This is a genomic window from Yersinia vastinensis, assembly GCF_044905075.1.
Taxonomy (GTDB): domain Bacteria; phylum Pseudomonadota; class Gammaproteobacteria; order Enterobacterales; family Enterobacteriaceae; genus Yersinia; species Yersinia vastinensis.
This window is the reverse complement of the sequence record NZ_CP173260.1, coordinates 675,357-701,910: the sequence shown is the minus strand read 5'-3', so window position 1 is coordinate 701,910 and position 26,554 is coordinate 675,357. Positions and strand designations below refer to the sequence as shown.

Here is a 26,554-nt window from a genome sequence, read left to right as displayed (position 1 = left end):
GGCTACTCCTCCCGCGATGAGTGATCGTCATCTTTACGGCGCTGTTTCTGTTGCCGCCCCAGTTCACGTACCGTCATCAGGCTGACACCGGCGACCAATCCCACAACGCCACCCAACAATGCCGTCGCCGTCGTCGAGACCTTGCCGCCTTCGGTGTTATTGATCCGCGGTAACTCGGCACGTGGTGTCGGGAGTTCCACACTGGACAACTGTGCGATGCCTTTGGTGAAACCGATCCCCTCTTCATTACAGCCGTAGCAAGGATGCCCAATCCCAACCGGCCAGATACCGCCACCGATATCGCAAAACTCCAGTGTCGGGCAGTTGCCGTAGGTTTCCGGCCCTTTACAGCCAAGATGGTAAAGACACCAGCCCTGCCGATGACCTTCATCACCAAACTGGCGGGCAAAACGACCAGCATCAAAATGTGGACGCCGTTCGCAGTTTTCATGGATCAAGCGGCCATACGCAAAAGTTGGACGGTTCTTGGTATCCAGTGCCGGTGGTCGTTGGAAAGTGATGATATGGGCGACTGTCGCCAGAAAGTTGTGGGGATTTGGCGGACAACCGGGAATATTAATAACGGTTTTGCCCGGCAACACCTCTTGCAAGCTGACTGCGCCTGTCGGGTTCCCCCCCGTGGCAGGTACACCGCCCCAAGCAGAACACGAGCCAATGGCAATAATCGCTGCCGCATGTTCCGCAGCTTCACGGATATGCTCGACAATAGGTTTTCCAGCGACCATGCAATAAATCCCACCGTCTTTCAGTGGGATAGAGCCATCCACCACAAGGACATATTGCCCTTTGTATTTTTCAATCGCGTGGTGTTTATTCTCTTCGGCCTGGTCACCAAAGGCAGCCGAAAGCACCTCGTGATACTCCATCGAGATAACACTTAGCAGCAAATTCTCAATGGTTGGATGAGTTGAACGTAACAGTGCTTCGGTACAACCGGTACACTCCTGCGCACCAATCCAGATAACCGGAGGGCGCTGAGGTGAACTCACTGTAGCGGCGATTTCAGCAGCGGCCTTGCTGCTGAGACCCATGGTGGCAGCTAACGCTGCACAAAGCTTCATAAAATCACGACGGTTAACGCCATGCTGGGAAAGCATGTTTTTTCCCCTATTTTTATTATTCTACTTATACCCACTAAATTTCAAATTTCAGGAAAACAGCAAGCACACCTGTGATTTGAAAGATGACGAGTATACCCTTAGATTAAACATGGTTTTGTGTTAATATTTTGTAACCTTAGAAATTTAAATAAGTTGATCTTTGTCAATGGATAATTGATTGAGTTAAGGCGAGGGGAATATCTGTGAACTAAAACCGTTTCAGCAAAATATTTCATTTGCCTGAGAATAGAAAATCTGTCAGGTGAGGTGTTAGATGGAATTGAATATCATTAACTGAGTATAGCTAATTAATGAAATGACTTTAATTATAAATTACTGACTTTAGTTATTTAACTGAAAATGAAAATTCTATCGGACCTAGAGATGAAATGTACAACTTGACTCAATGAAGTTAATCTAATTAATAGAAAATAGATATTTTCACCTTGAAAACGTTGAAATATTGCGTTCTAAAAATCCTCACAGACACCACTGCCACCTTGTCAGAATGCACTTTTAGCGTTCTTCTCCATGAGTCGCAAAATGCTGCGCAGAAAATCGGCAAGAATCCGTTCTCATTGTGCTGATGATTAACCAAAACTGATTCTTTTAACATTTAACTTAACCCCAATTTTTTCTAAACTCTGTTAACAATATCCCTCATTTTTTGTCATTTTATAAAAAAACAAAACAGAAAAAAGTGGAGAATATAAATCACATGACGTGATTAATTATTAATTAATTCCCTATCCAAAATATGAATTGTTAAATCAGAAAAGCACTCGGATTCTTAGCAATTTGATTAGCTTTGAGGATTTCAACGTACTATTTTGCTATTTTTTAATGATAAATCTTATTGTTACAAAACGGATCGGTGTAGGACGTCGCTGGATAATACCAAACACAGACATAACTCGTTATAGGTATATTTGATCGCGGATTGAACTTTAAACCGTGCTAAATAGGAGGTACTTCTTGGTGGTCATTGGCACAATCAGTACAAAGCTACGCCTCCCTGACTTACGCTGCGCTGCTCCATCCGGCGCACAACATGGCAACCGCCCTTATCACCGCTATTTATATATTTTGTATATGAATCAATTTATTGGTAAATAAGTCATGCTATTATAAATTCACCGGTCAATATTCAACCGGTTATGCGCTAGGCATCGTTTACGCTGCAACTTCAAGTAGGAAGGGTCTCTATGATAAAACCATTCATTATTGCTACTATCGCCGTCGCCACACTCAGTGGTTGCGTCAATAACAATACCCTTTCGGGCGATACTTTCAGCAGCTCTCAGGCGGGTCAAGCCCAAGCGGTAACTTACGGTACTCTGGTTTCTGTGCGCCCGGTGACAATACAGGGTGGCGACGGAAATAATGTTGCAGGCGCAATTGGCGGTGCGGTAGTCGGGGGTTTCTTGGGTAATACTCTCGGTGGCGGGACTGGACGTCGTCTTGGTACTGCAGCTGGGGCCGTAGCCGGTGGTGTTGTGGGTCAACAAGTTCAGAGCATGATGAACCGCAATAGCGGTGTTGAACTGGAAGTACGTCGGGATAATGGCACCACCTTCCTAGTGGTTCAGGCTCAAGGGGTGACACAGTTCCATGCTGGTCAGCGCGTCACTATCGCCACTCATGGCAATACTGTCACCATCACTCCACGCTAATTTTGGCAGCCACATATTCGTGATGCGGATATGTGGTTGTCATCAATAAAAAACACCGCCCAGCCCGGGGTATTCGAGGGAAGGTTGGGCGGTGAAAAATATAAATGTAATTACTCGGCTTTCTTCGCTGCCGATTTCACTACATTCTCTCCGTGATTACCGAAGAATTGATAAAGGGTGTCAGAAGCTGTTTTGGTTAACACCATAATCTCAATTCGACGATTTTTTGCCGCTAATGGGTCAGTGGAATCCAATAACATCTGATCTGCCATCGCATTAATTTGCAATACTCGCTCATTGCCTAGCCCCCCTTTGACTAGCGCCTTATGCGCCATCAACGCCCTTTCCCCCGATAAGTTCCAGTTGTTGTAACGTACTTGGTCACGATAGCGGGAAGCATCGGTGTGCCCGGTAATAATGATTTTATTGTCCATTTCATTAAACGCCGGAGCTAACTCAGCCAGTAAACGACTGAAAAAAGGTGTCAATACCGCGCTACTGCGCTGGAACATATCTCGCTGTTTATCATCTTGAATCAGAATACGCAGCCCTTGAGGAACCACTTCCATTTGTAGATTAGATTGTGCGTCATAAGCGGACGTTATTTGCATGATTATGCGTGATAACTCTTCCATCTCCTGACGGGACTTATCCACCACCTCTTCCAAAGACAATTCCGGTTCCGGCACTTCCACCGCCAAGTTGCTTTTCGTTTCTTTCGCTTGTTCCAAACCATCAATACTGTCAGAGAATTTCCCTCCGCCGCTCCGGCTTTGAGAGGGAATGGAAATAAAGGATTGCTGTGAGAAAATGGTCTTGCCATTCAGTTGCGCGACAATTTCTTGTCGCTCATATTCTGGGACCACCCCCACAATCCACAACACCATGAACAGCGCCATCATCGCGAGCGTAAAATCGGCAAAAGCCACTTTCCATGCGCCGGAATGTCCCCCTTCATGTTTTTTTCTGGCGGCCCGTTTGATGATGGTAGTTTGTCCGCCTCTGGCATGACTTCTCATTACGCGCCTACCATCATCAACTTGTTAATCCAAGAGTCCAATGTGGCAAACGTGGGTTTACTGTCCAACGGCAGCATTTTGCGGCCGGCATCGACCGCCAGCAGCGAAGGTTTACCTGCCACATGATTAACCAGCACCATGCGCACACATTCAAAGAACGTCAGTTTCTTCTTCATGGCTTGTTCCATGGCGTTCGCCAACGGATCCATCAGGCAATAGCAGATAAAGACCCCGAGGAAAGTCCCGATCAAAGCGGCGGCAACTTTAACACCGATAAGCGCTATCGAACCGTCAATAGATTGCATGGTGATAATAATGCCCAAGACAGCGGCACAAATACCAAAACCGGGCATGGCTTCAGCAGTGCGATGAAAAGAGCGAGAGGGAACCAGAAGCTCTTCTTCGACTGCGGATAACTCCTGCTCCAGTATCCCTTCCAGCTCATGCTGATTGATTTTCCCCATCGCCATTAAACGGAAATTATCTGAGATAAATGTCACCAGATGCTGGTCTTGTAAAATCAGAGGATAGCGTTGAAATAACGGGCTATTCGCCGGAATTTCAATATGCTCATCCAAGCGTTTTAATCCCCCTTCATCAACCATCTCTAATAATTCATATAACAGCATTAATAATTGCTGCTGGAATTCAGCGGTATATTCACTTTTACGTGTCACCGCTAGAATCTGGTGCCACATTTCTTTTAATACATAGCCAGGATTTGCCAATATCATGGCCCCGACACCAGAACCTAAAATAATAATTATTTCCCCGGGCTGCCAGAAGGAAGATAATATTCCGCCTGACATAATATAGCCGCCAATCACACATACCATAATGACCAGCAGGCCAAATAACTTCTGCATAACACCCTCGACATTTTAAAAAAATGATTTAATTTTTTGCACTAATTTCTTATTAAGCTGACAGATTCTGGCTTCCGTGAGATCTAAAACTTGGGCAATCTCTTTCATACTCAATTCTTTTTGGTAATAAAGATGCAGAATCATTTGCTCTCGCTCTTCAAGTGAAGCAATAGCCTGATGAAGATTGTCTTCAATAATAATGCTCTCTTCCAACTGCCTGCTTTGTAAAGCATCGGTGGGGGTTTCCAATGAGAGAATATCATCCAGACTTTCCATTGCTCCGGCACTCTCTAGCAATAAATATTCTTGATACTCCTCCATCGTCAGTTGTAGCTCTGCGGTAATTTCCTCAAAACTGGGTTCATGGCCCAATTGCCGCGCCACTTTACGAATTGCCTCATTGGTTTTATGCGTTTTTTGCCTTAACCTGCGCGGACGCCAGTCATGCTCGCGCAATTGATCAAGTACCGCACCACGAATTCGATGAACAGCATAGGCAGCAAATTGCCCGTCAGGATGACCATAGCGGCGCAATGCCTCTAATAACCCCATCAGTGCAACTTGCTGCATATCCTCCTTGCCGATAACACTGTCTGCCTGAAATGAAAGTTGCCTGACAATACGTTTTACCAGCGGCAAATACGCTTCCAGATATTTCCTCTCATCGACAGGCGTCAGTGCTAAATTATCGTTAATTTCCATTATTGACATAGCGATTACTGGAAGACCATTCGGCTAATCACCACATCATCAAATGGCATTGGCGCATTTAATTTTTCAAAATCCTTTTTATATTCGCCCATTAATTGGCGACGTAAATCGACAATAGAGGTATTTCGTACAACCTGATAATCCATATTAGAAAGTAAATTTACGGTAGCGGATTGAATAGCTGGAACCATTGCAATCACTTTTTTAACATCATTATCATCACCCGTTGCAAGACCCAATTCAAGCTGTAAGTAGCGTTCGGATTTATTGTCTTTTAGCGTAATAATAATGTTCTTAATTTCAACAAACTGAACCGCTTTATTTCCTCGCACAAATGACTGATTGATGGCAGCGGGTGTACTCTTAAACTTTGCCAAAATAGCATCATGATAATTGGCTGCGACCGCGGCCAATATAATTAACAATAGGAGTACCCACACTTTCATTGAAAATGTTTTTTTCTTGCTATTCATTTATAGTCCTTTATACGGTGATGAGGAGTGTACCGTCGTCGGCACTCATATCCACTTGCGTCTCAATATGACGGGCAGCCAAAATATCGTCATGTGGTTTCTGATGCTGCGGTTGTCGTTGCTGTTGCTGACTATTTGCCGATATCTGTACATCGACAGCAGCACTGTTTTGCCCGATTAATGTCTGTCGCAATTCACCACTACTGTGCTGCAATGCCCGATAGACATCCCCCTGACTCGCATTGATATGAACTTGTAGTTTCCCTCCTTCCATATGCACTGAGATATCAATTTTGCCCATCTCAGGGGGATCAAGGCGGATAGTGGCATGCTGTACTTTATTTTCGACCTGCAATTGCAGGCGCTCGCCCAACACAGTCCGCAATTGCTGCGACCATTCCGGTTGATTTTTCGCCAGTGTTAACGGGTTTTCCATGCGCGGAGTGGCGGCATCATACTGACTGTTCGCGACATGTCCGTGAGTGACAATATTGATGATTGACGGCATTAAAGGACTCACACCCTCTGGCAGCATGCGCCCCACTGAAGCACTCTCGCTGACAGCAACCACCGGTGGTGTGATATCCAGCCGTGGCCCCATCGAGGCCAACAACCCTATCAAGGGTGATGATTCTTTCAACTGGATTGGCTCGACACTGCTGCGCGAGAAAGTCTCAACTGGCGATAAGCCTGACACTGGTTTGTTTTGCACTGGAGTCTGAAGTAACACATCAAGCAATTGCTGATTCTGCTCATTCATTTGTGCCGCGGGAGCCGCATTCTCTCCACTTCCCTCCCCCTCCACCTGTGCTATCAAATCCATCACCACGGAAGGTCTTAACGAAATGGGTTGATGCGGCTTCCACGCTTGTGAAAGCGCCTCATCAAATGCCGCCAAATTGTTAGCCCCTGCTTCTTGTGCATTACCGGCGATCGGTGTGTTTTCCGCCCCCAGCTCAGATGTCAGCGGGCTACTCACCTGAGTAAAGCCACTTAATGTCATCACCGCAGGCCCTCTTCCGTAGACATATTTTGGTATGCCGTGATGGCCATCGCCGCGTAGGCGGTAATGCCGGGTTGAGCTTGCCGTAATTGCGCCATACCGCTTTTTAAATGTGTCTGATACAGCAAAGACTGCTGATAAACCCACTGATAGCGGCTTTGCAATTGCTGCATTGCCTGCTCAACAACCTGCGACATGGGATCCCGCTGTCGCAAAATGGTGACGAGTTGGTCAATACGTTTATTTATCAGTGGCATATGGTCCCAATTATCTTGCTGTACCACATCAAGCAAATCTGACTGCAATTGCTCAATTAATACTAAACCATTCATTCAGTATCCTTTATGGCTTCCCAGCCACTGCGTAAGGTGGCCAATATTTGTTCTACTTCAGTGACTAAATCAACGGATAACTGATTACTGGCGTCGTACAGCCGATAAACACAGAAGTCATAAATTTTGCCGAGATTAACAACTAATTCGCCACCACGTTCAAAGTTCAGTGAGCTGGTCAGTGCATTTAAAATATCAATGCACTTATTGATGCTCTGCGCCTTGTGTTCATAGCGTTTAGCAACAATATGGCTTTTGGCCCGAACCAACTCGTCTTGCAGGCCATCAAACAGCATCAGCACTAATTGATGTGGTGTCGCAGCCGCCGCCTGGATGGCAATATCAGCCCCCTGATAAGAGCTGCGCTCCTGATTGATATACATTATCTATTCCTGCCCAATCATCGGTTAAAACCCCAAGCCTGCATGTTCAATGCCATCTGTGCTGAAGCATCTTTTATCTTGCTAAACTGCAACAGGTAGCGCTCAAGTGCTCTGTTATATTGTTCTTCCAACATATCAAGCTGCTTGCGAGTGCTAGCACTCTTACGTTCAATCGACTCCGTTCGTCCTTTAAGCAATCCGTTGTTTTTATTGACATAAGGCTCGATAGCGTTATCCAGTTTTTTCAATAATCCCGTGTCGTCATTGAGCAAAGTTACTAATGCTTTAGGAGCATCTTTTATGGCCTGTTCAAACTTTTTGCTGTCGATCTCCAACCCACCATCACGGTTGGTTTTAATCCCAAAATCGAGAATACTTTTGCCATCAATACGCTGACGAACCAGGCTATTAAGAACACTGTTTAAGGCACTAATGCCATTATTCGAGTGACTGCTATAGGTTGGTGAAACCTCTTTATCTTTACTCTCATCCGGTTTATCCCGTGTTGGCATCACCAGTTTCTTAACACTATTAAATGCATCAACAAATTTCTTAACTTGCTCTTGTGTTGCGGAAGTATCCATCTCAACACCGATATGCAACGGCACATCGCCCGTTTTCTGCACTTTCGTCAGGTTGATGGTGACGCCTTCCACCACGGAATCCAGCACATTGCTCGCGTGGTTAATTTTAATGCCGCGATTCTCTTCCCCTAACCAAACCTCGGCATCGGCAGCGGCCGACAGCGTCTTCTGCTGTACCCCAGCAAAAACCGTCGTTCCCATACCCGGCAACGTGATTTCATTGGCGGCACCACTGTTATTGCTGCTTAAGGTCAGTACAACCTTGCCGCCATTGCGGATAAGTGAAGCCGTCACTAGCTCTTTGTTATCACTGTCTTTGTTATCTTTATTTTTATTAATCGCCTCAGCCAGCTCGGTAACACTGTTCAATGAGCGGGTATCAATGCTTAAAGTTTTACCCGCAATCTCCAGCGTAAAAGTACCCGTAGCACTCGTCACATCGCTGTCTTTCAGATCTTCCAGTGCCAACTGATGAGAACTTGCCAACTGTTTAACAAAAAGGGTGTAGCTGCCTTTCACTGCTTTGTGATTCGCCGTCACAGTGACAATGTCGTCATCACTGGAGGTCGTTTTAATCTTTAAGACCCCTTCATCTTTTTTATTCATACCACTCAGGGCGGTACGAAAATCATTTAGGCCACTTTGTATTTTGCTTAACGCATCTTGCTCTTTCTTAAATTGTGTCTGTTGGCCTTTTAATCGATTTACACGCACCCCGAACAAACTATTTGCTGCACTTTGCGCCATCTGGCTGGGATCAAAATCAAGCATGCTATTACTCCCGGTATAATCTGCGTTATTCAGCTATTTAAAATAGCAATTACCATGCCAATTTTAAGCCACTGATATTTAATGAATGTTTTATCTAGGGGAAATAACTCTTCTCCGTGGAAAGGGGCGGAATAAAACAATAGGGGAAAAAATACCGCCCGAAAGCGGTATCTGGTTTTAATCAGCGGTCCTTCCCGCGAACACTTGAATTAGCCCAACAGATTGCCAATCATGTTCACCATGCCGTTAGACTGCTTGAGCATCATTGAGCTGGTCTGCATCAGCATTTGGTTACGGGAAGAGTTAGTCATTTCTACCGCAAAGTCGGTATCCATAATGCTACTCATTGCCAGTTCGGTATTGTCTTTCATGTTCGACAGGTTAGCGGCACTGGAATCCAGACGGTTGATGCTAGCCCCCAGTGTGGAGCGCATTTCACCGTAAGTCGCCACCGCTTTTTCTAGCAATGTCACCGAATTCATTGCCGTTTTAGCGCTACGAATAGTCATATTGGCCACACCGGCTTCATAATCATCACGCTCAAAAACAGCGTCCAGCGCTTCATTCGCTGTTTTGGTTGCGGCAATGGCCGAATCCCAATCAGTTTTAGCGCTGGTAACAGCAGCAGCAGTAGTAGGTGCTGCACCAGGGGCGGCAGCGGCAGCTACCGCGTTATCATAAGCGGTCTTTTTCGCTGTTTCTTCCGTGGTTTTTGTGGTTACGTCTTTTTGCGCTGCGTCTAAAGCTTTTTCCAGTGCAGTACCTGCTGCGTCGGCTTTCACTTCTTTGGTCACACTGTCAATCAGGCCACCAATTTGTGTCGACACATCGAGCGTCAGACCTTCACCTTTCTGTGCGCCCGTCTGGAAATTCAGCTTGCCCGCCAATTTGCCACCGGTGGCAAACAGTTTTTCACCGCTGTAGCTGGTGTTGTCCAGAATGCTTTTCAGCTCCTGACCCAACTGTGTGAACTCTTTTTGCAGCGCATCACGGTCGCCTTTGGCGTTGGTGTCATTGGCTGCCTGCGTGGCCAAATCTTTCATACGGTTCAGGATGTTGTCTGACTCAACAAATGCCCCTTCCGCTGTTTTCAGCATAGATTTGGTGTCTGAAATGTTACGCATCGCCACATTCATGCCACGTACCTGACTATTCAGACGGGAAGCAATCTGCATACCTGCGGCATCATCAGAGGCCGAGTTAATGCGCTTGCCGCTGGTCATACGCATTGCTGCGATGGTTTGTGATGCATTGGCGCGGTTCAGTGAGTTGATAGCTGACATGCTGGAAGCATTGGTAAAGATGGACATTGCCATGGGAAGATTCTCCTCAGTTCGGGGCTAACCATTAGCCCCCGTCGTACTGAGTAAAAGCGACACAATCACGCAGGGAATTAAGCTGCTAGTGCAAATAGGTCAATGGAAAAACAGATAAAAAAATACCGCTCCAAAGAGCGGTATCTTGAGCAAAAATGGAATAAAAACTTAGCCCAACAAGTTGCCAATCATGTTTACCATGCCGTTAGACTGCTTGAGCATCATTGAGCTGGTCTGCATCAGCATTTGGTTACGGGAAGAGTTAGTCATTTCTACCGCAAAGTCGGTATCCATAATGCTACTCATTGCCAGTTCGGTATTGTCTTTCATGTTCGACAGGTTAGCGGCACTGGAATCCAGACGGTTGATGCTAGCCCCCAGTGTGGAGCGCATTTCACCGTAAGTCGCCACCGCTTTTTCCAGCTCCTGAACCGCACGCATAGCGGCTTTCGGGCCGACCACTTTCAGATTAATCACCCCAGACTCAAAAGTTGTAGCATCAGCATACAAAGTATCTAACTCATCAGCGGCGGTTTTTCTGTCAGTCAGCGCAGATTCCCATGCACTTCTCTTAGTTGCATCAGTGGGGTCAGCATCATATGCCGCTTTCTCAGTGACCACTTTTGCTTCAGCATCAGTCACTTTTGTCTCAGCAGTTTTTGCTGCCGTACCATGAGCCGCCTTAGTATCCTGAGCAACTTCTTTCACCAGATCACCAATTTGCTTCGACACATCCAGCGTCAGACCTTCACCTTTCTGTGCGCCCGTCTGGAAATTCAGCTTGCCCGTCAATTTGCCACCGGTGGCAAACAGTTTTTCACCGCTGTAGCTGGTGTTGTCCAGAATGCTTTTCAGCTCCTGACCCAACTGTGTGAACTCTTTTTGCAGCGCATCACGGTCGCCTTTGGCGTTGGTGTCATTGGCTGCCTGCGTGGCCAAATCTTTCATACGGTTCAGGATGTTGTCTGACTCAACAAATGCCCCTTCCGCTGTTTTCAGCATAGATTTGGTGTCTGAAATGTTACGCATCGCCACATTCATGCCACGTACCTGACTATTCAGACGGGAAGCAATCTGCATACCTGCGGCATCATCAGAGGCCGAGTTAATGCGCTTGCCGCTGGTCATACGCATTGCTGCGATGGTTTGTGATGCATTGGCGCGGTTCAGTGAGTTGATAGCTGACATGCTGGAAGCATTGGTAAAGATGGACATTGCCATGGGAAGATTCTCCTCAGTTCGGGGCTAACCATTAGCGCCCGTCGTACTGAGTAAAAGCGGCCCATGATGAGATAAAATTAAATGGCGCTAAAAAATTATTAATCACCTTGTGATACAGGATATAGAAACGGCCTTATTTAAAACCGTATAAATGCCCAATTCCTATGGATAAAATTAATATTCGATTTTTTTGATTAATTATTCGCTTTATCAGAATAACCATACTCTTGGGGTCTTCAATGTGTCCCCATAACAATAAGATAATTGTTACTTCATACCCTAATTAAAAACCATAAAAATCATACCAATAAAAATAGCTCAATGAATTAGTTGATTATTTTATGCTGTTTGAACAATAATATTGAGGATACGAAAGTTTAGCTTAAAATCAATTCATCATAGAAAGATTAAGAATTTATCTTATTCGATAACCGATTATCCTGAAAACTTTCGTAACGAGTCTAAATTCTTAATTTCTTTTTACCGTTTAAAGCAGCAGGGTGGCATCGTATATTTTCTTGGATATTCGCCAGCTTAATGCCTGGATAGCAATGGTGCTATCGTAACTTACAGCTACCTGTACATGAAAATGATAAAAAAAACCTATGTCGTTAACGACTATGTCATCGACCTGATTTCTGGATTTATTACCCACCGAAAGACAGGTGAGACAAAGCGTCTTGGTGAATATCAATTAAAATTGATCACTGTGTTACTGGAACATGTCGGTGAAATATTATCTCGTGACGAGATAACAAACCTAGTGTGGCATCGCCGTGTTATTGGCAATAACAGTTTACCAAATGCTATTCATACCCTGCGCATAGCACTCGGGGATGAGAACAAACAACAACGTATTATTCAGACAATTCCCAAAATGGGTTATTTACTGGATCCGGAATTTTGCGAAATTATTGAAGAAAACAGTGAAGATCAATCTGACGAAAAAAATAACACGTTTCAAGAAGGTCACTCTACTGACAGTCTAGCGCCCCCCCTGTCAGCCAAGGACCAAGATAACGACTCAATACACGCCTCAGATGAAAAGTCATCACCGCCAGTGGAATCAGAAAAGACGGATCTTACTGAAGTCTCGCCTGCATTTCCCCTACAAAAAACACCCCCTCAAACGGTCAGAAAACGTCCGACATTCAGCCGTTTGAGCATAATTTTATTGGTATTGTTGGTTATCGTCATCGGTGCCGGTGGTAGCTACATTCTTTATCAGAAACCTGCTCCCCCCCACTACCAAGCCGTTGAGCAAGACTTGGGAATGTACAGCAACATCCGTATTTTCCAACTGGTCGACTCACAGTTATCACTACAGGATAAGGAAAAACTGAATCAGCGTTTGAAAGACACTTTCTATATGATAAATAAGCAAGTTAAATCAAAAAACATGCATATTTCTGTTTACTATTTTGTGTCATTAAGACGCCTGGATTTTAATTTTTCAGTCGAGAGTCAATGTGAGAATAAGCAACTTGGCATGACAATTTATCATTGGCGGCAGAGTGAACAATTACTCAATAATTTAATTTATCGAGAGATGGAGAGAAAAGTGAATGAAATGGCTCAATGTTAAAAACGGAATGATGCTGACAATATTGGCACTTTTCCTTTCATTAGCAGCGGTCAGAGTCTCTTCTGAAGTTAGCCCACAACAACCCCTACAAGCCCAATTACAGATGGGTTTCTATGATTTGTTGTCACAACAAAAAGAGATTTATGACGCCAGAATCACAACAACGCAAGGTGGTGTGATCAGCACAATTACTAACCCTAACGATAATCGCTTTATTTTTAAGGGGAAGTTTACAGTACACAACGCGCCAAATGGTCAGCTCAGTTTTAATTACAGCCCGATATTTTTCAATAACCCAACCTCTGGTCGTATGATTGATGGCTTTTTGGATTATTTGGTCCATAACACTGTGTACATGACCCCCATGGTCATTGATGGGCAACCATTATTATTTGGTCAAAGTGGGATTGTTCTTGGCGAAAAATCAAAGGGGAAATAGCCCCCCTTTGATTTAATTTATGGCAATGAATGGCACTAAGATAAAAGTTAATTACCCAGCAAATTTCTGACGGTTAAGTTATGTATATTTCCTTGCCCATTCAGTGCCTGTAACAGTAAGTTATAGTGCGTTTTTCCTTGAGCCAATTTATCAGCCAATGATTCCGCCAATAACTGCACTGAATCTGATGACGGGAAGCTGCTCATACTTTCAATACTTCTGTGCACTTTTTGTTTATGTTCATTAAGCTCTCGCATTTGACCGGTCATTTGCGTTAGTGCTTGCTGCAAACTGCCCAAGTGTTTTTTAGCCTCTGTTGGCTGCTCAGTCATATGGCGAATATCATCAACTAATGCCGTTTCAGCGGTCAATGTTACAGGCTGAGTATCACCAGAATTAAAGCGATAACCCTCGCCGCGTACGCGAAGCTGGTTAACGTCTTGCCAACGTTGTTCGTCAATACTGAACCGGACTTGGCCATTGGGCATCAATTCACCATGAATTCCTAAGCGCCCTAACCCTTTGTTCAGCACCAACAGATTCTGACGGGCATTTCCCTGCGCAGGGAAGCGAATGGCAACAACTTTATTTTCAGTACCTTGTAAAGAAAAAAGGAGCGTTTCCTCTTGTGGGGATTGCAATACTTGCTTGGCATCCTGCCAGTTGAAATTAACTTTTACCGCCTGCCCCAGTGCAATATTTAATTGCCGATCAACCGTATTTGCTGAAGCTAATCTGCGACGTTGTAACCAGTCGACCGTTTTCTCCGCTAATTGCTGCACTTCAGTACTGACTTTCCCTTGCTGTACAGCATGATGCAATTGAGCAATTTTACGTTCAGTTTCATGTAAATACCGATCCGCTTGCTGTACAGCGGTCAGTTGCTGATTAAGTTGCACGTTATAGCGTAATGGCTGGCTAGAGATAAATGGCGAGTCCGGAAAATTCGATATTACCTTGCTTTGCTTCTGACCATTAACAGGCTGGTGCTGATGAACGGCCAGCGGATGACTGGATGCCTTGTTTCCACGCAGCCCGTGAGTGGCGTTAAATCCTACCTGCATGACATTTATTCAGCTTATATTAAGTTAAAAAGAGAAAGATTATTGACTTGATTGTACATTTTAAAAGTACTTATCAAGGCATTTTGGTGAGCCTGCATTTCAAACATCATTGTCTGAGTTTCAACTTCATCTAATCCCACCAAATTGCGCGCAATATCGTTATTGGCCTCTTCATTTCTTTCATGGGTATCTGAAAGTAAATTAATCCGATTTTGGCGGCTACCCAATTCAGTTTCTGTGGCAGCCATATAATGGGTTGCATCATCAATCAAAGCCAACATATCATTTAACTCAGAGGAATAACTGGTTTTATCTGGGTTAGTTTTCATTTCATCGCATAACTTTTTTAATTTAGTTAGCGTGTTCGTGCCACCCGAGCCTTGCAGACCAAAGGCGTCCTGCACATGTATATTTTCACGAACACTTATCCCATTGGCCGTAATTGTCTCGCGATAATCATTATTACCATCGTAATGATACTCTTGGGTAGCCGCATCATATCTAATAGGCTGAGTATCCGTCGCAGTACCCGAAAAAAGATAACGCCCCTCACCACTTTTAGAATTTAAGAATGTCACAATCGTTTCTAAGCGAGCTTCAATCGAATTGCCGTAGCTGGCCATATCTAAAGTGCCACGGCTGTCATTTACTGCTGCCAGTAATTCATCTTTAATATCATCCAGTTCGCTTTTTAATGCAGTGACATTCTTTTCCTGCTTGGTCAAACTATTATTTAATCGTGAGATATTTTGTTTATATTGATTAATTGCTGATTGTTCTTGTTCTAATTGCCCCATCCATGTACTGGCAATAGGATCATCAGACGGCACCATAACCCGAAGCCGGCTATCTATCTGTTTCATTAGCTTCTCTCGCTCGGAGTTGCTATTGCTAACCGATTGATGCATGGTGGCCGCCATCATTGAAGTGGTGATTCTCATTGTTATATCCTTATTTAATGTTAAAACAGGGCTAATAGATCACGGAATAGTTGGTCACCGGTAGAGACAACTTTAATATTCGATTGATAAGCACGTTGATATTCCATCAAGTTCATTGCTTCTTCATCTTTCTCAACACCGCTAACACTCTCACGTTCACGAGTTGCTTGAGTTAATACATCGTTTGCTGCTTTTAACTCAGTTTTATTCCGACCACTTGCCACACCAATATCACTAAATAACCCAACACAAGCATCACTCAAGCTCGAACGATGGCCGCCATTGAATGTAATTTGTTTATCTTTAATCGCAATAAGTGTATGCAAATTAGCATTATCGCCTGGCCCCTTGCCATTACCCGCCAGTGCCAATTGTTTTAATCCGATGGCATTAACTTGCAGCATACTACTGGGATTGCTGGTATTAAATGTAAACAGTGCAGCCCCGGCATTCCCCTCTAAATCTGTACCTCTCGCGAGCTGATCGTTAAATTCTTTTGCCAGTTCTTCAGCAACATCACTTATTGTTTCCTGAACACTGCTCAATATACCGGTTTCATAATCATATAAGCCCCCTAACTGGCCACCGCATGACATATCTATCGGAGATTGGTTGCCAGAGAAGCTAAGATTCAGTGTTGCAACACTCGTGTTTGGATTCGCGACGACGGATGCAGCAACAGAACCATTGACCAGCGGTTGCCCATTCTTCAAAGAAATATTGAAGCTCCCATCCGTCGCTTGTATTGAGCGGATATCCATTAAAGTGCTTAATTCTTTTATTTGTTGATCACGTTTATCCAATAATGCATTGGTATTGACCCCCGTTGACTCTAATTGCACTATTTTCTGATTGTAATCAGCAATCGAATGGGTCAAAACATTAATTTGCTCCACACAACTTGCCCGTTGATTTGCGATAGCCTGTTTCTGATCGGCGATAATTCTGTTTGTATTATTAATGCGTAGAGCAAGAGCATCCGCAGTATTGATAATATTCTGTCTCTGGGGCAAAGAATCAGGAATTAATGTTGCACCATTTAAAGCTGCATAGAATTCATTCAATCCTTTAGAAAGACTGGTACTTTCCGTCGATACCGCAGATTCCAACTTATCCAAATAACGTTGCTTACCATTGAAATAAGCATTCTGGCTATTAGCCCGCCACTCTTGTTTGACCAGATATTGATCTGACAGGCGCTTAATACTGTCGACACGGACACCACTTCCGGCATTAGGCCCCACACCATGAGCACCAATAGCACTTTGTTCTGCCCGTTGACGTGAATAACCTGCGGTCTTCATGTTGGCAACATTCATTGCCGTGGCACTTAGGTGCGCCTGAGCAGCTTGCGCCCCGCTAAATGCAGTTTTAATAAAATTCATGGTATTCCCTGTTATCTATTTTCGGTTATTACCGATTTAATGGTTAAAAGCGGCTATTGGATATCCATCCTTAAATAGCCGACACGGGGAAGGTGGCTTATTGCCCAACTTATTGATGACCTAATTGCTGAATTAGCAAATGGGCAATACCGCTGCTGCGCTGTGACGCCAGCGTGGAAGCCAGCTTGTCATCATAAAAGTCACGCATCATGCGCTGCTGTTTGCTGTTAAAGGGGTCATCCGCCGCCGCCAGTGCTTCGCCCGCTTTGCGCATTTGAGCCAATAATGTGCGCATAAAAAGCGCCTCAAATTGCACTGCCGCTTGTTCCAGATTTTCAGGCAATAAATCGCCAGAAAAACTCCCCGGGATGACCGGAGCTGATTTATTAATTGCTTCAACCATATACGCGCCTTAAATCACATAATTATCTTAAATAACGACCAGTTCGGCATCTAATGCCCCCGCTTCATGCAAAGCTTGTAATATCGCCATAATGTCATCAGGGGAGGCACCTAAACTATTGATAGTGTTAACGATACTGCGTAATTTCGTGCCATTGGGCACCACCACCATTTGATTGCGGCCTTTGGTCACCTCGATATCACTGTCAGGTGTGGTAACGGTTTTACCTCCGCTTAATGCGTTGGGTTGGCTGACATTTTTCTTTTCGCGAATACTGACCGTCAGATTGCCGTGAGAAACCGCGGCAGAGTGCACAATGACACCCTCACCAATCACCACCGTGCCAGTTCGAGCATTAAACACCACGCGGGGTGACTGCTTACCGGCATTGATTTGCACATCTTCCAGCAATGACATGAAAGAGACGCGCGCGCCGGCATCCTGTGGTGCATTGACCATCACATTCGTGGCACTTTGCGCCACTGCCGTATTGGCACCAAATGCACGGTTCAAGGCCAAGGCCACATTATTGGCCGATTTAAAGCTAGGCCGTTTCAGGTTAAGCACCACCTGACTGTTGCTTTGAAAATCACTCGATATCTCACGCTCAACACTGCCACCATTCGGGATGCGCCCCACGGTTGGTGTATTGACTGTGACACTGGAACCGCTGTTCCCTTCTGCTTTGATACCGCCCACAATCACATTGCCTTGCGCCAATGCGTAGACCTCACCGTCAGCACCGCGCAATTGGGTAAGTAACAACGTGCCGCCACGCAAGCTTTTTGCATCACCAATCGAGGACACGGTGATATCAATGGATTGTCCACGGGCATAACCCGGAGGTAAGGTGGCACTGATAGCCACCGCCGCCACGTTTTTGACTTTAGGATCCATTTTTTCCGGCAACTGCACACCAAACTGGCGCAGCATGTTCGCCATAGATTGGCCAGTAAATTTCACCTGATTTTTATCGCCCGTGCCGTCCAAACCCACCACCAAGCTGTAGCCCACCAGTTGGTTACCACGAACGCCCTGAATATCAACCAAAGAGCCAAGGGGCTGGGCCATTACGGCGGGGAGCGCAAACCACAATCCCACCAGCACAAAATAACGTCGTAACATGTCGGCTCCTGCCTAGATAGGGAATAACGGGTGGTTAAAGAAGCGCGTCAACCAACCGGCTGAGTTGGCATCACTAAGCGCACCACGGCCTGCGTAGGAAATTCGCGCATTGGCGATACGCTGAGAAGAAACCGAGTTGTCTCGCTCAACATCATCAGCCCGTACTAAACCGGTGACACGCATGTACTCATCCCCCTGATTGAGAGTGAGCCACTTCTCGCCACGAATCACCAAGACGCCGTTAGGCAACACTTGATGCACTGCGACAGTAATGGAGCCTCGTAGCATGTTTTGCTGGGCGGAGGTGGCGCTGCCGTCAAAGTCGCGCTTACCGGAGATAGAACCACCGAACTTTTTCAGCTTTTTCCCCAAGACTTCGGGAATGCCCAAGCTCATATCGTTCTTTTTGCCAAAATTGGTTTTCGCCTGCTTGCTCGATTGGGTCGACTCATCCAATTTGACCGTCAGAATGTCGCCCACCCGATAGGCACGCCGGTCCTGCAATAGCGACCAGTTATAAGCGGGCTGAAACAGCCCGCCTCCTGCGTTGACCGCGGACGGTTGCACCAGATTGGCCGGTGGAGCGAAGGCGGCGTCATCTTTATGCACCAGCAGCGCTGGGGTTTCACAACCACTCAGCGCCAATACCAGCGGTGTTAATAGTAAAAAACTTTTCATTCATCATTCACTTTTCAACGGGGATGCTGGCGGTTACAACTTTTGAGTCACAAACTTCAGCATGTCGTCAGCAGCAGAAACCATTTTGGCGTTCATCTCATAAGCACGTTGTACCGTGATCATGTCGACCATCTCTTCAACCACTTGCACATTGGAGCCTTCCAGTGAACCGTGTTCTAACTGACCAAATGCTTCTTCACCCGGCACCCCTTCCACCGCCGTGCCACTGGCCACGGTTTCTTTGTACATATTGCCGCCAACGGCCTCTAAACCGGCTGGATTGACAAAATTGACCAGCGTGATCTGCCCCAATTCTGCGGCCTCTGCCTCCCCGCCTACGCGAGCCGTAACAGTGCCGTCTTTGCCTATCGCCAAATCCTGTGCCCCCGCGGGCAACTCGATTTGGGGGATAAGCGGCATGCCCTGCGCGTTGGTCAACACACCATCAGCATTGATGGATAAATTGCCCGCACGGGTATAGGCAAGGCCACCGTCGGCGGTTTCAATTTGGAAAAAACCCTGACCGGCAATAGCCACATCAAATTCACCCTTGGTGACCTTAATATTGCCGACAGTAAATTGTTTTTGTGTCCCCACCACCTTGGAGCCGCTACCAAACTGAATACCATTGGGGGTGGCATTATTTTGGTCCAGCGGTGTACCGGGGGTGCGTTGGTTTTGATAAAACAGGTCTTCAAACACCACACGGTCACGTTTAAAACCGTCAGTGTTGACGTTCGCCAGATTGTTCGAAATCGCGTTCATCTTGGCATCTTGTGCCGCCAAGCCGGTTTTACTGACCCATAAGGCAGGATTCATAAAGACTGCTCCCTAAAATTACTATCCATAAATAAGCATGTGTCGCGGCAGAGGTTAGCTGCCGCGAATCATCCGATTACCCGTTTGCGCCAACTCTTCGGCCACTTTCATCATTTTGATTTGTGCTTCAAATTGGCGACTAAGAGAGAGACTGGCAGTCATTTCGCTGATGGCTGATATATTGCTGCTTTCCAGATGTTGGCTAATCACCTGAATATTTTCATCACGGGGTGCAGCACCACGGCGGGCGACCAATAAGCCACGGTTATTCTTGCTAAGTTGGTTAGCCGGAATATCCACCAGTTTGATGCGGTCAACGTCTGCGGGTGTTTTGATGATGCCGTCTTGAGGAATAATGGCGATGGTGCCATCATCGGCCACCGAGATGCTGGAATACGGCGGCAACACAATCGGACCGCCATCTCCCAGTACTGGCAACCCATTGATGGTCAAATCACCGTCCGGGCCGACATTCATTTGCCCATTACGGGTATAAGCCTCACGGCCCCCATTGAGTACAGCAATCAACCCACGGTCTTTCAGCGCAATATCCAGATCGCGACCCGTTTCTTGCAAACTACCTGCGGTCATGTCGACCCCACCATTTTGGCTCAGTACCGCCACACGGCTGCTGTAGCCGCCACCCGGCACCTGAGCCGCCGTGGCGCGCTCCAAATCGGCACGAAATCCCTGCGTGTTAACGTTCGCCAGGTTATTAGCATGAATTTTTTGTTGCGTCAGACTGCGGTTAGCCCCGCTGACGGCGGTATAGAGAAGCTTATCCATTACAGCACCTGGAATAGCGCATTCATCATGCTGTCATTGGTGCTAATGATTTTGGTATTCGCCTGATAATTACGTTGCGCGGTCATCAAACCAACCAACTCAGCGGTTAAATCAACGTTTGAAGCCTCTAATGCGCCGGCTTGAAGCGTGCCCAACAGCCCTGAACCGGGAACACCAATGAGCGCCGCTCCAGATTTTCCTGTCGCGGTCCAAGTGGTGCCGTTTTGCGCTGTTAAGCCATTGGGATTGGCGAAGTTAGCTAAGGCTAGCTTGCCTTGCAGCATCCGCTCACCGTTGCTGAAGGTGGCATAGACTGAGCCATCATTTTCAATGCGCTCGCCATTTTTGGTACCTGCAGTGTAACCATCACCTTTGTTGGTAGTCGTTAGAAACTCAGATTGAAATTGGGTTGTACCGGTGTAATCAAGGCCAATCGTGAAGTTAGCTGCACCTGCAGGAGCATAAGTTCCGGTAATGTTTTTGCGGTTACCAGCGGTCATCACACCGGAGGTATCAAACTGTAATTGATGAGTTACCCCCCCTTGTACTGCACCATCAACGGCATAATGAACATTCCACTCACCCGCTGTCGCACCTTTCACAAAGTATTGTGTCACCGCATGTTGACGGCCCAATGAGTCATAAGCAGTCGATGCTGAAGTGTAGTTAAATGTCGCTTTATTGTTCGAATCGAAAGGGGCCACCGCAGGGGCACTGTCACCCGCAGGCAAGTTCGCTGTAAAATCCAGTTGACTGGTGGCTTTCGCTGGTAGTCCTGCGGTACTTATCTTCAAATCACCGATATTACCGGTCTGCATATTCCCCGCAGCATCAACAGGATAGCCCTGTAATTTCATGCCACTGGCATTAACCAGAAAGCCATTTTTATCGGTTTCGAACATGCCCGCACGAGTATAAGCCTCGTCACCGTTGCTGCTTTTCACCACAAAAAAGCCATTACCCGCGATAGCCAAATCCATTGCTCTGTTCGTATTGTCAATGGAGCCATCTTTGCTGATATTTTGGGCCACGCCGCTGACACCAACACCGAGCGCTTGAGATTGCGCATACATCGAGGAAAACTCAGTTCGGCTAGACTTAAACCCTTTGGTGGCAGAGTTGGCAATATTGTTACTGATCGTGCTCAACTGCTCGGTCACTGCACTCAGGCCGGTATTGGCAATGTTAAAACTCATAAAATATTTCTCTTATAAAATAATGGGTTACTTTTAAGGTTTGTTGATGCTGGGTTACACACCAAATTGTTTAATTTTGCTGTAAGGCACATCGCCAATACCGGCAACATTCAGTTGTGCAGTCCCCCCTTTGGGCGGGATACGTACCGTGTTGACGGCCCCGGCCAACTCCAGCGGAATCAACTCTTCCCCACTGCTGCTCACGGCACTGAGTTCGTATTGGCCCGGCTTAAGGTTGTGTTTGGCAGGATCAATGGTGAAATCCACATGACCGGCATCTTGTTCACCCAAATCGATGCGATGCTCTTGCCCTAATGCATCAGTCAAAAACAGCGCTACCGTGGATGCCGCCTGCTCAATGGTCAGCCGCCCGCTTTGGCTTTGCTTACCCAGCTCAACAGTGCTGCTTTCTACCATCACTTTTTGTCCGACCAAATTGGCCGTCGCCATGGCCTGCATCCGCTCCATCTGCACCGTGTTCCGGTTCAACAGTTTTGCCATGTTCTCGGTGGATTGAACTTGCGAGAGCTGGGCCATTTGGCTGACAAACTCTGTGCCATCGGTTGGGTTCAGTGGATCCTGATTCTGAATTTGTGCCACCAGCAGCGTCATAAACTGATTATTAAGCTGCTCTCCCATAGGAAGCTCCCCACCCGCAGGGGAGAGCGAGTTATTTGCTTTCGTTGATGCATTTCTGGTTTCATTAATATTCATCATTAGCGCTCTCCGAGCCTTAACACACTCTGTTGCATACTTTTGACACTGTTGAGGACTTCAACATTGGTCTCAAAACTGCGTGAAGCCGACATCATGTCTGCCATCTCCGAGACCACATTTACCGCCGGGTAAAACACATAACCTTGAGGGTTAGCCAGCGGATGATTCGGCTCGTGGCGCTGCACCGATCCCCCGGTTTCCACTACATCCAGCACTTGTACCTGCGCACCGGTGATACCGCGAAGATTTGCGGCGCTACGGGGGGAATACACCGCAGAAAAGACCGGACTACGCGCCTTGTAAACATCAGCCGCAGTGGCTGCAGGTGACTCCGCATTCGCCAGGTTGCTGGCGATAGTATTGAGCCTGATGGTTTGGGCCGTCATCGCAGAACCTGATACCCGATAAATATTGTTAAACGACATTTGTTATTTCCCTTCAATCGCTTGCTTCAAACCCGTTAGTTTCATATTGAGAAATGACAAGCTGGTTTGATAATCGAGGGCATTTTTTGAGAACTCCGCCTGCTCAACATTCAATGCCACCGTGTTGCCATCCTGTGAGGGTTGATAGGGCAACCGATATTTCATTTGAGGTGATGCCATTTGAGGTGATGTCATCCCAACCGCACCTCGTTTTGCCCGTTGCATTTCAGCGACAAAATCAATATCTTTAGCCTGAAAATTTGGCGTATTCACATTAGCCAAGTTGGCGGATAGCAGTTCTGCTCTGGTCAGTCGAAGCTGCATCGCCGTAGGGTGAATCCCTAATGCTTTCTGAAAATCAATGCCCACAAAATACGTCCTGATTTGATGTTTAAACGCTGTTACTGCACGAATTCACACCCAACAATGCAAACAACGTGCCAGGTTTATAACATCATGATTAATAACATTTTTTCACCATTTAACTCGCAAAAAAGGAAGCGAGACTTCCTCTCGGTAACGACCTTTTCTGTCCGCCACCGCCGCCGATGGATATCCCTCTTTATTGGCCTTATGTCACTGTCAGTGAACGTGGCTCACAGCGCTGAAATCCACGCTCGAAAACAGGTTCATGCGCAGGTATTGCAGGCAGCCAGTGCTGAAATTAGCCAAACAGCCAAAAATAAAAATTGGCAGGGCTATAGCGTAAAAATGAATATTTTTATTCCGGCAGAAGTCAGCCGCTATAAGATTTGCCAAAGTGCTCTTCGCGTAGCTTCCCCCATGAATGGGCATCATGATTTATCGCGTTTACGTTATGACATTAGCTGCCCTGATGGTCAGGGCTGGGAATTGGCTGTCACAGTAAAACCGGATATTTATCTGCCGGTTTGGGTAGCAAAAAATACGCTTGAGCGCGGCAAAGTGGTGGCACCCAGTGATATTGAATTGAAGAAGAAGAATATTTCGACGGCGCAGGGAGGCTATATCACCAACCCGGATGACATTGTCGGATTCACTGTCAAACGGCGTATCCGTGGCCTACAAAGCGTGACCGCAACACAGTTAGAGCAACCTGTTCTGGTCACCCGCGGACAGCATGTCTTGATGATTGCGCAGCAAGATGGCATTGAAGCACGCATGCTAGGTGAAGCGCTGAAAAATGGCCGTAAAGGTGAGCTTATCAAAGTCAGAAACCTCAGCAGCAAACGCACAGTCAGTGCCATTGTCGATGACATTGGTAAAGTGAGAATGCTGGGTATCACGACAAGTTAAGTTTTGACCACTCTGTGACGCTTTATCTTAATAACCAAGATATCTATCAGGTTGTGGGCCAAAACCCACAACGCAACAGCGGCGGCTCTGCTCACCGCGAGATAACTGACCATAAGGTGATTAGATATGGAAATTAATACACATCGACAACAAATGATGGTAGCGGCACAGGTGGCAAAAGCGGAGAATGCGCCCGCTATTCAAGCAATAGTGCCGATTAAGGCAATTGCGGACATCACACAGCATTCAGCCTCAACCGCAGAACTGCATGCCCAATTGCAGGCAATGCCAGAGATTGACAGTCAAAGAGTGGCTGCGGCCAAAGCAGATATTCAAGCGGGCAAAGTAACACTGAATAGCGCTGATATTGCCAAGGCAATAATCAATTTCCACAGGAGCTGACCCCACGATGGAAACTGCACTGGCAATAAAACAGCAAAGAATTCAGCAGTTGTTGGTGTCTATTCAGGAAGATCGCAAACGTTATATCGCCCTGGAGAAGTTACTTGTCAAACAGCGAGAATTCATGATTAGTCATGATACACAAGCGCTGAAGCAGCTCAATACAAATCTGACAGAACTATATGATATTATTGACAAAACATCCACTGAACGCCGGTTATTAATGCAAAAGTTGCAACTACCTGCTCATAAAGAGGGTATGCATATGCTGATCTCCAAATTGCCAGCGCACTATCGTGAACACGCTTATGCATTATGGGCCGATTTACGCCTTCGAGCCGATGCTTGTCGCCAGCAGAATCACCATAATGGTCTGCTGCTGACAATGCAGATGGACATTTTGTCTTCATTGACAGAAACAAAGTCAGATTTTCTATATGCGGGTTGATGCCTGACTATAGCGGTTTCCAATCCACTTTTATCGCAGTGACATTATGTGATATTCCCCCCCAACGAATCGCCCTAGTTTTTCTCACTAAGGCGATTTTTTATTGGCTTAATTCATCTAAAAATGAGCATAAAAAAGCACTCAAATTGAGTGCTCTGATAGCGGCAGAGACTGTTTTTATCTTTAATAAGATTAAGCGTGTGTGATGCGACGCCCCAGTATTTCCATAATAGGGCGCATCGGGGGGCGTTTGTGTTTTTGGAGTGCCTCACGAGCTTCCCAACGATCGTGAGCTGCCTGAAGATTTAACCAAAATTCGGGTGTTGTCTCAAAAAGCTCAGAAAATAGCGTCGCTTCTTCTACCGTTAAACGACGACGCCCCTTGCACAACCGATTAACGGTAGCACGGGTAACTCCCATGATCTCTGCCAATTCTTCCTGACCGATCCCCAGTGGAGTCAAAAACTCTTCCTGCAAAATCTCACCCACAGTGGTGGGTTCACGGGTCGTGGTATCAAGCATAAATCCTCCTACTAGGGGTCTTGATGAGGATCAAAGTAGATGTTTTCAGCATACCCCTCTTTCCACTGAAACATTAACCGCCACTGAATATTTACTCTCATGCTGGACCAACCATCAAAAAGCCCAGACAAACGCTTGTAGTCATTACTCGTTGGGATAAACAGATCTCGCTCGCTGTGTGCCGCAGCTAACATATCAAGCTTTTTAGCTAACTGACGTTCTATTGTTGCCGGTATTGCGCGATCTCGCTTACTTTCCATGTAGAACAGTTCTAAATTTTTATCCCGAAAAGACTTAATCATTTTCTGTTCCGTCATTCCATTCGACAGAGTCGACTGTATCATTTATAGTTACAATGTGTAAAATATAAAGTTACATTCAAGTGGCATATAAAATAGACGATAAGCATAAAAAAAGCACTCAAATTGAGTGCTTAACGATTGAGTCATCTCTCTACGGTATTGCGCCGTTGCCAGCATTGTGCCGCTTGACTATCTGTGGCCTTTTGCTCACTGCGCCCCTGTTCCAACTGGTGCTGTTCTTTCTGCTGCTCCAACACGATAGCCACGGTTTTTTCTTGGTGGGCTTGCTGTTGTAACTGGATTTGCAACTTGCCAACTTCCATCGTCGCCAAAACCTGCTCCTGCTTTTGCCAATCAATAACACGCTGAATATGCCGCTTATAGTGCGCATTATTGACCATTTGTAAGGCCGCCACCTTGGTCTCGGTATTTGACGACAAATTCGCTAATGAAGACAGTGCGTTGATATTGCTCTGATAGCGCTGACAAAGCTGCTTTTGTTGTGCCAGTTGGCTACTGGCTTGGTTCAATGCCCGTTGGCGTAGCTGCTGTAATTGTTTCAGCATTTT

Annotated in this window: 32 protein-coding genes; 6 read left to right on the top strand and 26 right to left on the bottom strand. The window is 46.1% G+C overall.

Annotation, left to right across the window (positions count from 1 at the left end; all coding sequences use genetic code 11):
* Positions 1-2: 2 nt before the first annotated feature.
* Positions 3-1,118 (bottom strand): hydrogenase 2 small subunit, encoded by a 1,116-nt coding sequence (gene hybO, locus ACIOG0_RS03145; RefSeq protein WP_050097866.1) that lies wholly within the window; start codon positions 1,116-1,118, stop codon positions 3-5.
* Positions 1,119-2,326: 1,208 nt separating this feature from the next.
* Between hybO and ACIOG0_RS03140 the strand changes: the two genes are divergently transcribed.
* On the top strand, positions 2,327-2,794 hold the full coding sequence (locus ACIOG0_RS03140; protein WP_050140153.1) for a glycine zipper 2TM domain-containing protein: 468 nt from the start codon (positions 2,327-2,329) through the stop codon (positions 2,792-2,794).
* Positions 2,795-2,904: 110 nt separating this feature from the next.
* Here the strand turns inward: ACIOG0_RS03140 and lafU are convergent, their stop codons facing one another.
* From lafU to ACIOG0_RS03090, 10 genes are all read right to left on the bottom strand, one after another.
* Positions 2,905-3,813: a putative lateral flagellar export/assembly protein LafU gene (gene lafU, locus ACIOG0_RS03135; RefSeq protein ID WP_050097864.1), complete on the bottom strand. Its 909-nt coding sequence runs from the start codon at positions 3,811-3,813 to the stop codon at positions 2,905-2,907.
* Complete coding sequence (gene motA, locus ACIOG0_RS03130) at positions 3,813-4,679, bottom strand: flagellar motor stator protein MotA (protein WP_050097863.1); 867 nt, start codon at positions 4,677-4,679, stop codon at positions 3,813-3,815. Before motA ends, lafU begins: the two co-directional genes overlap by 1 nt.
* Positions 4,680-4,694: 15 nt before the next feature.
* Entirely contained in the window at positions 4,695-5,381 is a 687-nt protein-coding gene (locus tag ACIOG0_RS03125; RefSeq protein WP_080990645.1) for a FliA/WhiG family RNA polymerase sigma factor, read from the bottom strand.
* A gap of 14 nt (positions 5,382-5,395) precedes the next feature.
* Complete coding sequence (gene fliL, locus ACIOG0_RS03120; protein WP_050097861.1) at positions 5,396-5,863, bottom strand: flagellar basal body-associated protein FliL; 468 nt, start codon at positions 5,861-5,863, stop codon at positions 5,396-5,398.
* Positions 5,864-5,873: 10 nt separating this feature from the next.
* Positions 5,874-6,869, bottom strand: coding sequence for a flagellar hook-length control protein FliK (locus ACIOG0_RS03115; protein ID WP_128451761.1), 996 nt, complete (start codon positions 6,867-6,869; stop codon positions 5,874-5,876).
* Positions 6,866-7,198: a hypothetical protein gene (locus ACIOG0_RS03110; protein ID WP_128451760.1), complete on the bottom strand. Its 333-nt coding sequence runs from the start codon at positions 7,196-7,198 to the stop codon at positions 6,866-6,868. The genes ACIOG0_RS03115 and ACIOG0_RS03110 overlap by 4 nt, the downstream gene beginning before the upstream one ends.
* Positions 7,195-7,581 carry a flagellar export chaperone FliS gene (gene fliS, locus ACIOG0_RS03105; RefSeq protein ID WP_050097858.1) on the bottom strand — a complete coding sequence of 129 codons (387 nt, stop codon included), beginning with the start codon at positions 7,579-7,581 and terminating at the stop codon, positions 7,195-7,197. The genes ACIOG0_RS03110 and fliS overlap by 4 nt, the downstream gene beginning before the upstream one ends.
* A gap of 17 nt (positions 7,582-7,598) precedes the next feature.
* The gene (gene fliD / locus ACIOG0_RS03100) at positions 7,599-8,936 is read right to left on the bottom strand and encodes a flagellar filament capping protein FliD (RefSeq protein ID WP_128451759.1); all 1,338 of its coding nucleotides are present in this window, start codon (positions 8,934-8,936) and stop codon (positions 7,599-7,601) included.
* A 209-nt stretch (positions 8,937-9,145) separates the two neighbouring features.
* Positions 9,146-10,252 (bottom strand): flagellin, encoded by a 1,107-nt coding sequence (locus ACIOG0_RS03095; RefSeq protein ID WP_145579841.1) that lies wholly within the window; start codon positions 10,250-10,252, stop codon positions 9,146-9,148.
* A 168-nt stretch (positions 10,253-10,420) separates the two neighbouring features.
* Positions 10,421-11,473: a flagellin gene (locus ACIOG0_RS03090; protein WP_186367120.1), complete on the bottom strand. Its 1,053-nt coding sequence runs from the start codon at positions 11,471-11,473 to the stop codon at positions 10,421-10,423.
* A gap of 589 nt (positions 11,474-12,062) precedes the next feature.
* Between ACIOG0_RS03090 and ACIOG0_RS03085 the strand changes: the two genes are divergently transcribed.
* Positions 12,063-13,058, top strand: coding sequence for a transcriptional regulator (locus tag ACIOG0_RS03085; RefSeq protein WP_164908341.1), 996 nt, complete (start codon positions 12,063-12,065; stop codon positions 13,056-13,058).
* Positions 13,039-13,497: a hypothetical protein gene (locus ACIOG0_RS03080; protein ID WP_050097855.1), complete on the top strand. Its 459-nt coding sequence runs from the start codon at positions 13,039-13,041 to the stop codon at positions 13,495-13,497. The genes ACIOG0_RS03085 and ACIOG0_RS03080 overlap by 20 nt, the downstream gene beginning before the upstream one ends.
* 47 nt (positions 13,498-13,544) lie before the next feature.
* Here the strand turns inward: ACIOG0_RS03080 and ACIOG0_RS03075 are convergent, their stop codons facing one another.
* The 12 genes from ACIOG0_RS03075 to flgB all read right to left on the bottom strand — a co-directional run bounded on the left by ACIOG0_RS03075 (position 13,545) and on the right by flgB (position 23,405).
* The gene (locus ACIOG0_RS03075) at positions 13,545-14,561 is read right to left on the bottom strand and encodes a hypothetical protein (protein WP_050097854.1); all 1,017 of its coding nucleotides are present in this window, start codon (positions 14,559-14,561) and stop codon (positions 13,545-13,547) included.
* 14 nt (positions 14,562-14,575) lie between these two features.
* A complete protein-coding gene (gene flgL, locus ACIOG0_RS03070) occupies positions 14,576-15,469 on the bottom strand; it encodes a flagellar hook-associated protein FlgL (RefSeq protein ID WP_230678384.1) in 894 nt (297 codons plus the stop codon).
* Between the two features lie 53 nt (positions 15,470-15,522).
* A complete protein-coding gene (gene flgK / locus ACIOG0_RS03065; RefSeq protein WP_050097852.1) occupies positions 15,523-16,887 on the bottom strand; it encodes a flagellar hook-associated protein FlgK in 1,365 nt (454 codons plus the stop codon).
* 109 nt (positions 16,888-16,996) lie between these two features.
* Entirely contained in the window at positions 16,997-17,290 is a 294-nt protein-coding gene (locus ACIOG0_RS03060) for a rod-binding protein (protein ID WP_050097851.1), read from the bottom strand.
* 27 nt (positions 17,291-17,317) lie between these two features.
* Entirely contained in the window at positions 17,318-18,415 is a 1,098-nt protein-coding gene (locus tag ACIOG0_RS03055) for a flagellar basal body P-ring protein FlgI (protein WP_050097850.1), read from the bottom strand.
* A 12-nt stretch (positions 18,416-18,427) separates the two neighbouring features.
* Positions 18,428-19,093, bottom strand: a complete 666-nt coding sequence (gene flgH / locus ACIOG0_RS03050; RefSeq protein ID WP_050097849.1) for a flagellar basal body L-ring protein FlgH — start codon at positions 19,091-19,093, stop codon at positions 18,428-18,430.
* Between the two features lie 33 nt (positions 19,094-19,126).
* Positions 19,127-19,912, bottom strand: a complete 786-nt coding sequence (gene flgG, locus ACIOG0_RS03045) for a flagellar basal-body rod protein FlgG (protein WP_050097848.1) — start codon at positions 19,910-19,912, stop codon at positions 19,127-19,129.
* A 54-nt stretch (positions 19,913-19,966) separates the two neighbouring features.
* Complete coding sequence (locus ACIOG0_RS03040) at positions 19,967-20,698, bottom strand: flagellar basal body rod protein FlgF (RefSeq protein WP_050097847.1); 732 nt, start codon at positions 20,696-20,698, stop codon at positions 19,967-19,969.
* A complete protein-coding gene (gene flgE, locus ACIOG0_RS03035) occupies positions 20,698-21,894 on the bottom strand; it encodes a flagellar hook protein FlgE (protein WP_050097846.1) in 1,197 nt (398 codons plus the stop codon). The genes ACIOG0_RS03040 and flgE overlap by 1 nt, the downstream gene beginning before the upstream one ends.
* Positions 21,895-21,948: 54 nt before the next feature.
* On the bottom strand, positions 21,949-22,608 hold the full coding sequence (gene flgD, locus ACIOG0_RS03030) for a flagellar hook assembly protein FlgD (protein ID WP_145524565.1): 660 nt from the start codon (positions 22,606-22,608) through the stop codon (positions 21,949-21,951).
* A 2-nt stretch (positions 22,609-22,610) separates the two neighbouring features.
* Positions 22,611-23,036: a flagellar basal body rod protein FlgC gene (gene flgC / locus ACIOG0_RS03025; RefSeq protein ID WP_050097845.1), complete on the bottom strand. Its 426-nt coding sequence runs from the start codon at positions 23,034-23,036 to the stop codon at positions 22,611-22,613.
* Between the two features lie 3 nt (positions 23,037-23,039).
* On the bottom strand, positions 23,040-23,405 hold the full coding sequence (flgB, locus tag ACIOG0_RS03020; protein WP_050097844.1) for a flagellar basal body rod protein FlgB: 366 nt from the start codon (positions 23,403-23,405) through the stop codon (positions 23,040-23,042).
* Between the two features lie 57 nt (positions 23,406-23,462).
* Between flgB and flgA the strand changes: the two genes are divergently transcribed.
* From flgA to flgN, 3 genes are all read left to right on the top strand, one after another.
* Positions 23,463-24,311 carry a flagellar basal body P-ring formation chaperone FlgA gene (gene flgA, locus ACIOG0_RS03015; protein ID WP_128451233.1) on the top strand — a complete coding sequence of 283 codons (849 nt, stop codon included), beginning with the start codon at positions 23,463-23,465 and terminating at the stop codon, positions 24,309-24,311.
* Between the two features lie 126 nt (positions 24,312-24,437).
* Positions 24,438-24,713 (top strand): flagellar biosynthesis anti-sigma factor FlgM, encoded by a 276-nt coding sequence (gene flgM / locus ACIOG0_RS03010; RefSeq protein ID WP_050097842.1) that lies wholly within the window; start codon positions 24,438-24,440, stop codon positions 24,711-24,713.
* 7 nt (positions 24,714-24,720) lie between these two features.
* Positions 24,721-25,161 (top strand): flagellar protein FlgN, encoded by a 441-nt coding sequence (gene flgN, locus ACIOG0_RS03005; RefSeq protein WP_128451232.1) that lies wholly within the window; start codon positions 24,721-24,723, stop codon positions 25,159-25,161.
* A 192-nt stretch (positions 25,162-25,353) separates the two neighbouring features.
* Here flgN and ACIOG0_RS03000 read toward each other — a convergent pair whose 3' ends face one another.
* From ACIOG0_RS03000 to fliJ, 3 genes are all read right to left on the bottom strand, one after another.
* Entirely contained in the window at positions 25,354-25,683 is a 330-nt protein-coding gene (locus tag ACIOG0_RS03000; protein WP_050097840.1) for a HigA family addiction module antitoxin, read from the bottom strand.
* 11 nt (positions 25,684-25,694) lie between these two features.
* Entirely contained in the window at positions 25,695-25,985 is a 291-nt protein-coding gene (locus ACIOG0_RS02995) for a type II toxin-antitoxin system RelE/ParE family toxin (RefSeq protein ID WP_050097839.1), read from the bottom strand.
* Between the two features lie 143 nt (positions 25,986-26,128).
* Positions 26,129-26,551 carry a flagellar export protein FliJ gene (gene fliJ / locus ACIOG0_RS02990; protein ID WP_235895335.1) on the bottom strand — a complete coding sequence of 141 codons (423 nt, stop codon included), beginning with the start codon at positions 26,549-26,551 and terminating at the stop codon, positions 26,129-26,131.
* Between the last annotated feature and the right edge of the window lie 3 nt (positions 26,552-26,554).

Bases quoted from the DNA above. Each gene is read 5' to 3' on its own strand.
- ACIOG0_RS03110 (WP_128451760.1), bottom strand. From the start codon at position 7,198: ATGAATGGTTTAGTATTAATTGAGCAATTGCAGTCAGATTTGCTTGAT.
- flgG (WP_050097848.1), bottom strand. From the start codon at position 19,912: ATGAATCCTGCCTTATGGGTCAGTAAAACCGGCTTGGCGGCACAAGAT.
- ACIOG0_RS03040 (WP_050097847.1), bottom strand. From the start codon at position 20,698: ATGGATAAGCTTCTCTATACCGCCGTCAGCGGGGCTAACCGCAGTCTG.
- ACIOG0_RS03095 (WP_145579841.1), bottom strand. From the start codon at position 10,252: ATGGCAATGTCCATCTTTACCAATGCTTCCAGCATGTCAGCTATCAAC.
- fliL (WP_050097861.1), bottom strand. From the start codon at position 5,863: ATGAATAGCAAGAAAAAAACATTTTCAATGAAAGTGTGGGTACTCCTA.
- ACIOG0_RS03125 (WP_080990645.1), bottom strand. From the start codon at position 5,381: ATGGAAATTAACGATAATTTAGCACTGACGCCTGTCGATGAGAGGAAA.
- hybO (WP_050097866.1), bottom strand. From the start codon at position 1,118: ATGCTTTCCCAGCATGGCGTTAACCGTCGTGATTTTATGAAGCTTTGT.
- ACIOG0_RS03060 (WP_050097851.1), bottom strand. From the start codon at position 17,290: ATGGTTGAAGCAATTAATAAATCAGCTCCGGTCATCCCGGGGAGTTTT.
- flgC (WP_050097845.1), bottom strand. From the start codon at position 23,036: ATGTCGTTTAACAATATTTATCGGGTATCAGGTTCTGCGATGACGGCC.
- ACIOG0_RS03000 (WP_050097840.1), bottom strand. From the start codon at position 25,683: ATGCTTGATACCACGACCCGTGAACCCACCACTGTGGGTGAGATTTTG.
- flgM (WP_050097842.1), top strand. From the start codon at position 24,438: ATGGAAATTAATACACATCGACAACAAATGATGGTAGCGGCACAGGTG.
- flgE (WP_050097846.1), bottom strand. From the start codon at position 21,894: ATGAGTTTTAACATTGCCAATACCGGCCTGAGTGCAGTGACCGAGCAG.
- flgN (WP_128451232.1), top strand. From the start codon at position 24,721: ATGGAAACTGCACTGGCAATAAAACAGCAAAGAATTCAGCAGTTGTTG.
- flgA (WP_128451233.1), top strand. From the start codon at position 23,463: ATGCAAACAACGTGCCAGGTTTATAACATCATGATTAATAACATTTTT.
- ACIOG0_RS03055 (WP_050097850.1), bottom strand. From the start codon at position 18,415: ATGTTACGACGTTATTTTGTGCTGGTGGGATTGTGGTTTGCGCTCCCC.
- fliS (WP_050097858.1), bottom strand. From the start codon at position 7,581: ATGTATATCAATCAGGAGCGCAGCTCTTATCAGGGGGCTGATATTGCC.
- ACIOG0_RS03080 (WP_050097855.1), top strand. From the start codon at position 13,039: ATGAAATGGCTCAATGTTAAAAACGGAATGATGCTGACAATATTGGCA.
- flgL (WP_230678384.1), bottom strand. From the start codon at position 15,469: ATGCATCAATCGGTTAGCAATAGCAACTCCGAGCGAGAGAAGCTAATG.
- flgD (WP_145524565.1), bottom strand. From the start codon at position 22,608: ATGAATATTAATGAAACCAGAAATGCATCAACGAAAGCAAATAACTCG.
- flgH (WP_050097849.1), bottom strand. From the start codon at position 19,093: ATGAAAAGTTTTTTACTATTAACACCGCTGGTATTGGCGCTGAGTGGT.
- lafU (WP_050097864.1), bottom strand. From the start codon at position 3,813: ATGAGAAGTCATGCCAGAGGCGGACAAACTACCATCATCAAACGGGCC.
- fliJ (WP_235895335.1), bottom strand. From the start codon at position 26,551: ATGCTGAAACAATTACAGCAGCTACGCCAACGGGCATTGAACCAAGCC.
- ACIOG0_RS03140 (WP_050140153.1), top strand. From the start codon at position 2,327: ATGATAAAACCATTCATTATTGCTACTATCGCCGTCGCCACACTCAGT.
- fliD (WP_128451759.1), bottom strand. From the start codon at position 8,936: ATGCTTGATTTTGATCCCAGCCAGATGGCGCAAAGTGCAGCAAATAGT.
- ACIOG0_RS03075 (WP_050097854.1), bottom strand. From the start codon at position 14,561: ATGCAGGTAGGATTTAACGCCACTCACGGGCTGCGTGGAAACAAGGCA.
- ACIOG0_RS03085 (WP_164908341.1), top strand. From the start codon at position 12,063: ATGATAAAAAAAACCTATGTCGTTAACGACTATGTCATCGACCTGATT.
- ACIOG0_RS02995 (WP_050097839.1), bottom strand. From the start codon at position 25,985: ATGATTAAGTCTTTTCGGGATAAAAATTTAGAACTGTTCTACATGGAA.
- motA (WP_050097863.1), bottom strand. From the start codon at position 4,679: ATGCAGAAGTTATTTGGCCTGCTGGTCATTATGGTATGTGTGATTGGC.
- flgK (WP_050097852.1), bottom strand. From the start codon at position 16,887: ATGAATTTTATTAAAACTGCATTTAGCGGGGCGCAAGCTGCTCAGGCG.
- ACIOG0_RS03090 (WP_186367120.1), bottom strand. From the start codon at position 11,473: ATGGCAATGTCCATCTTTACCAATGCTTCCAGCATGTCAGCTATCAAC.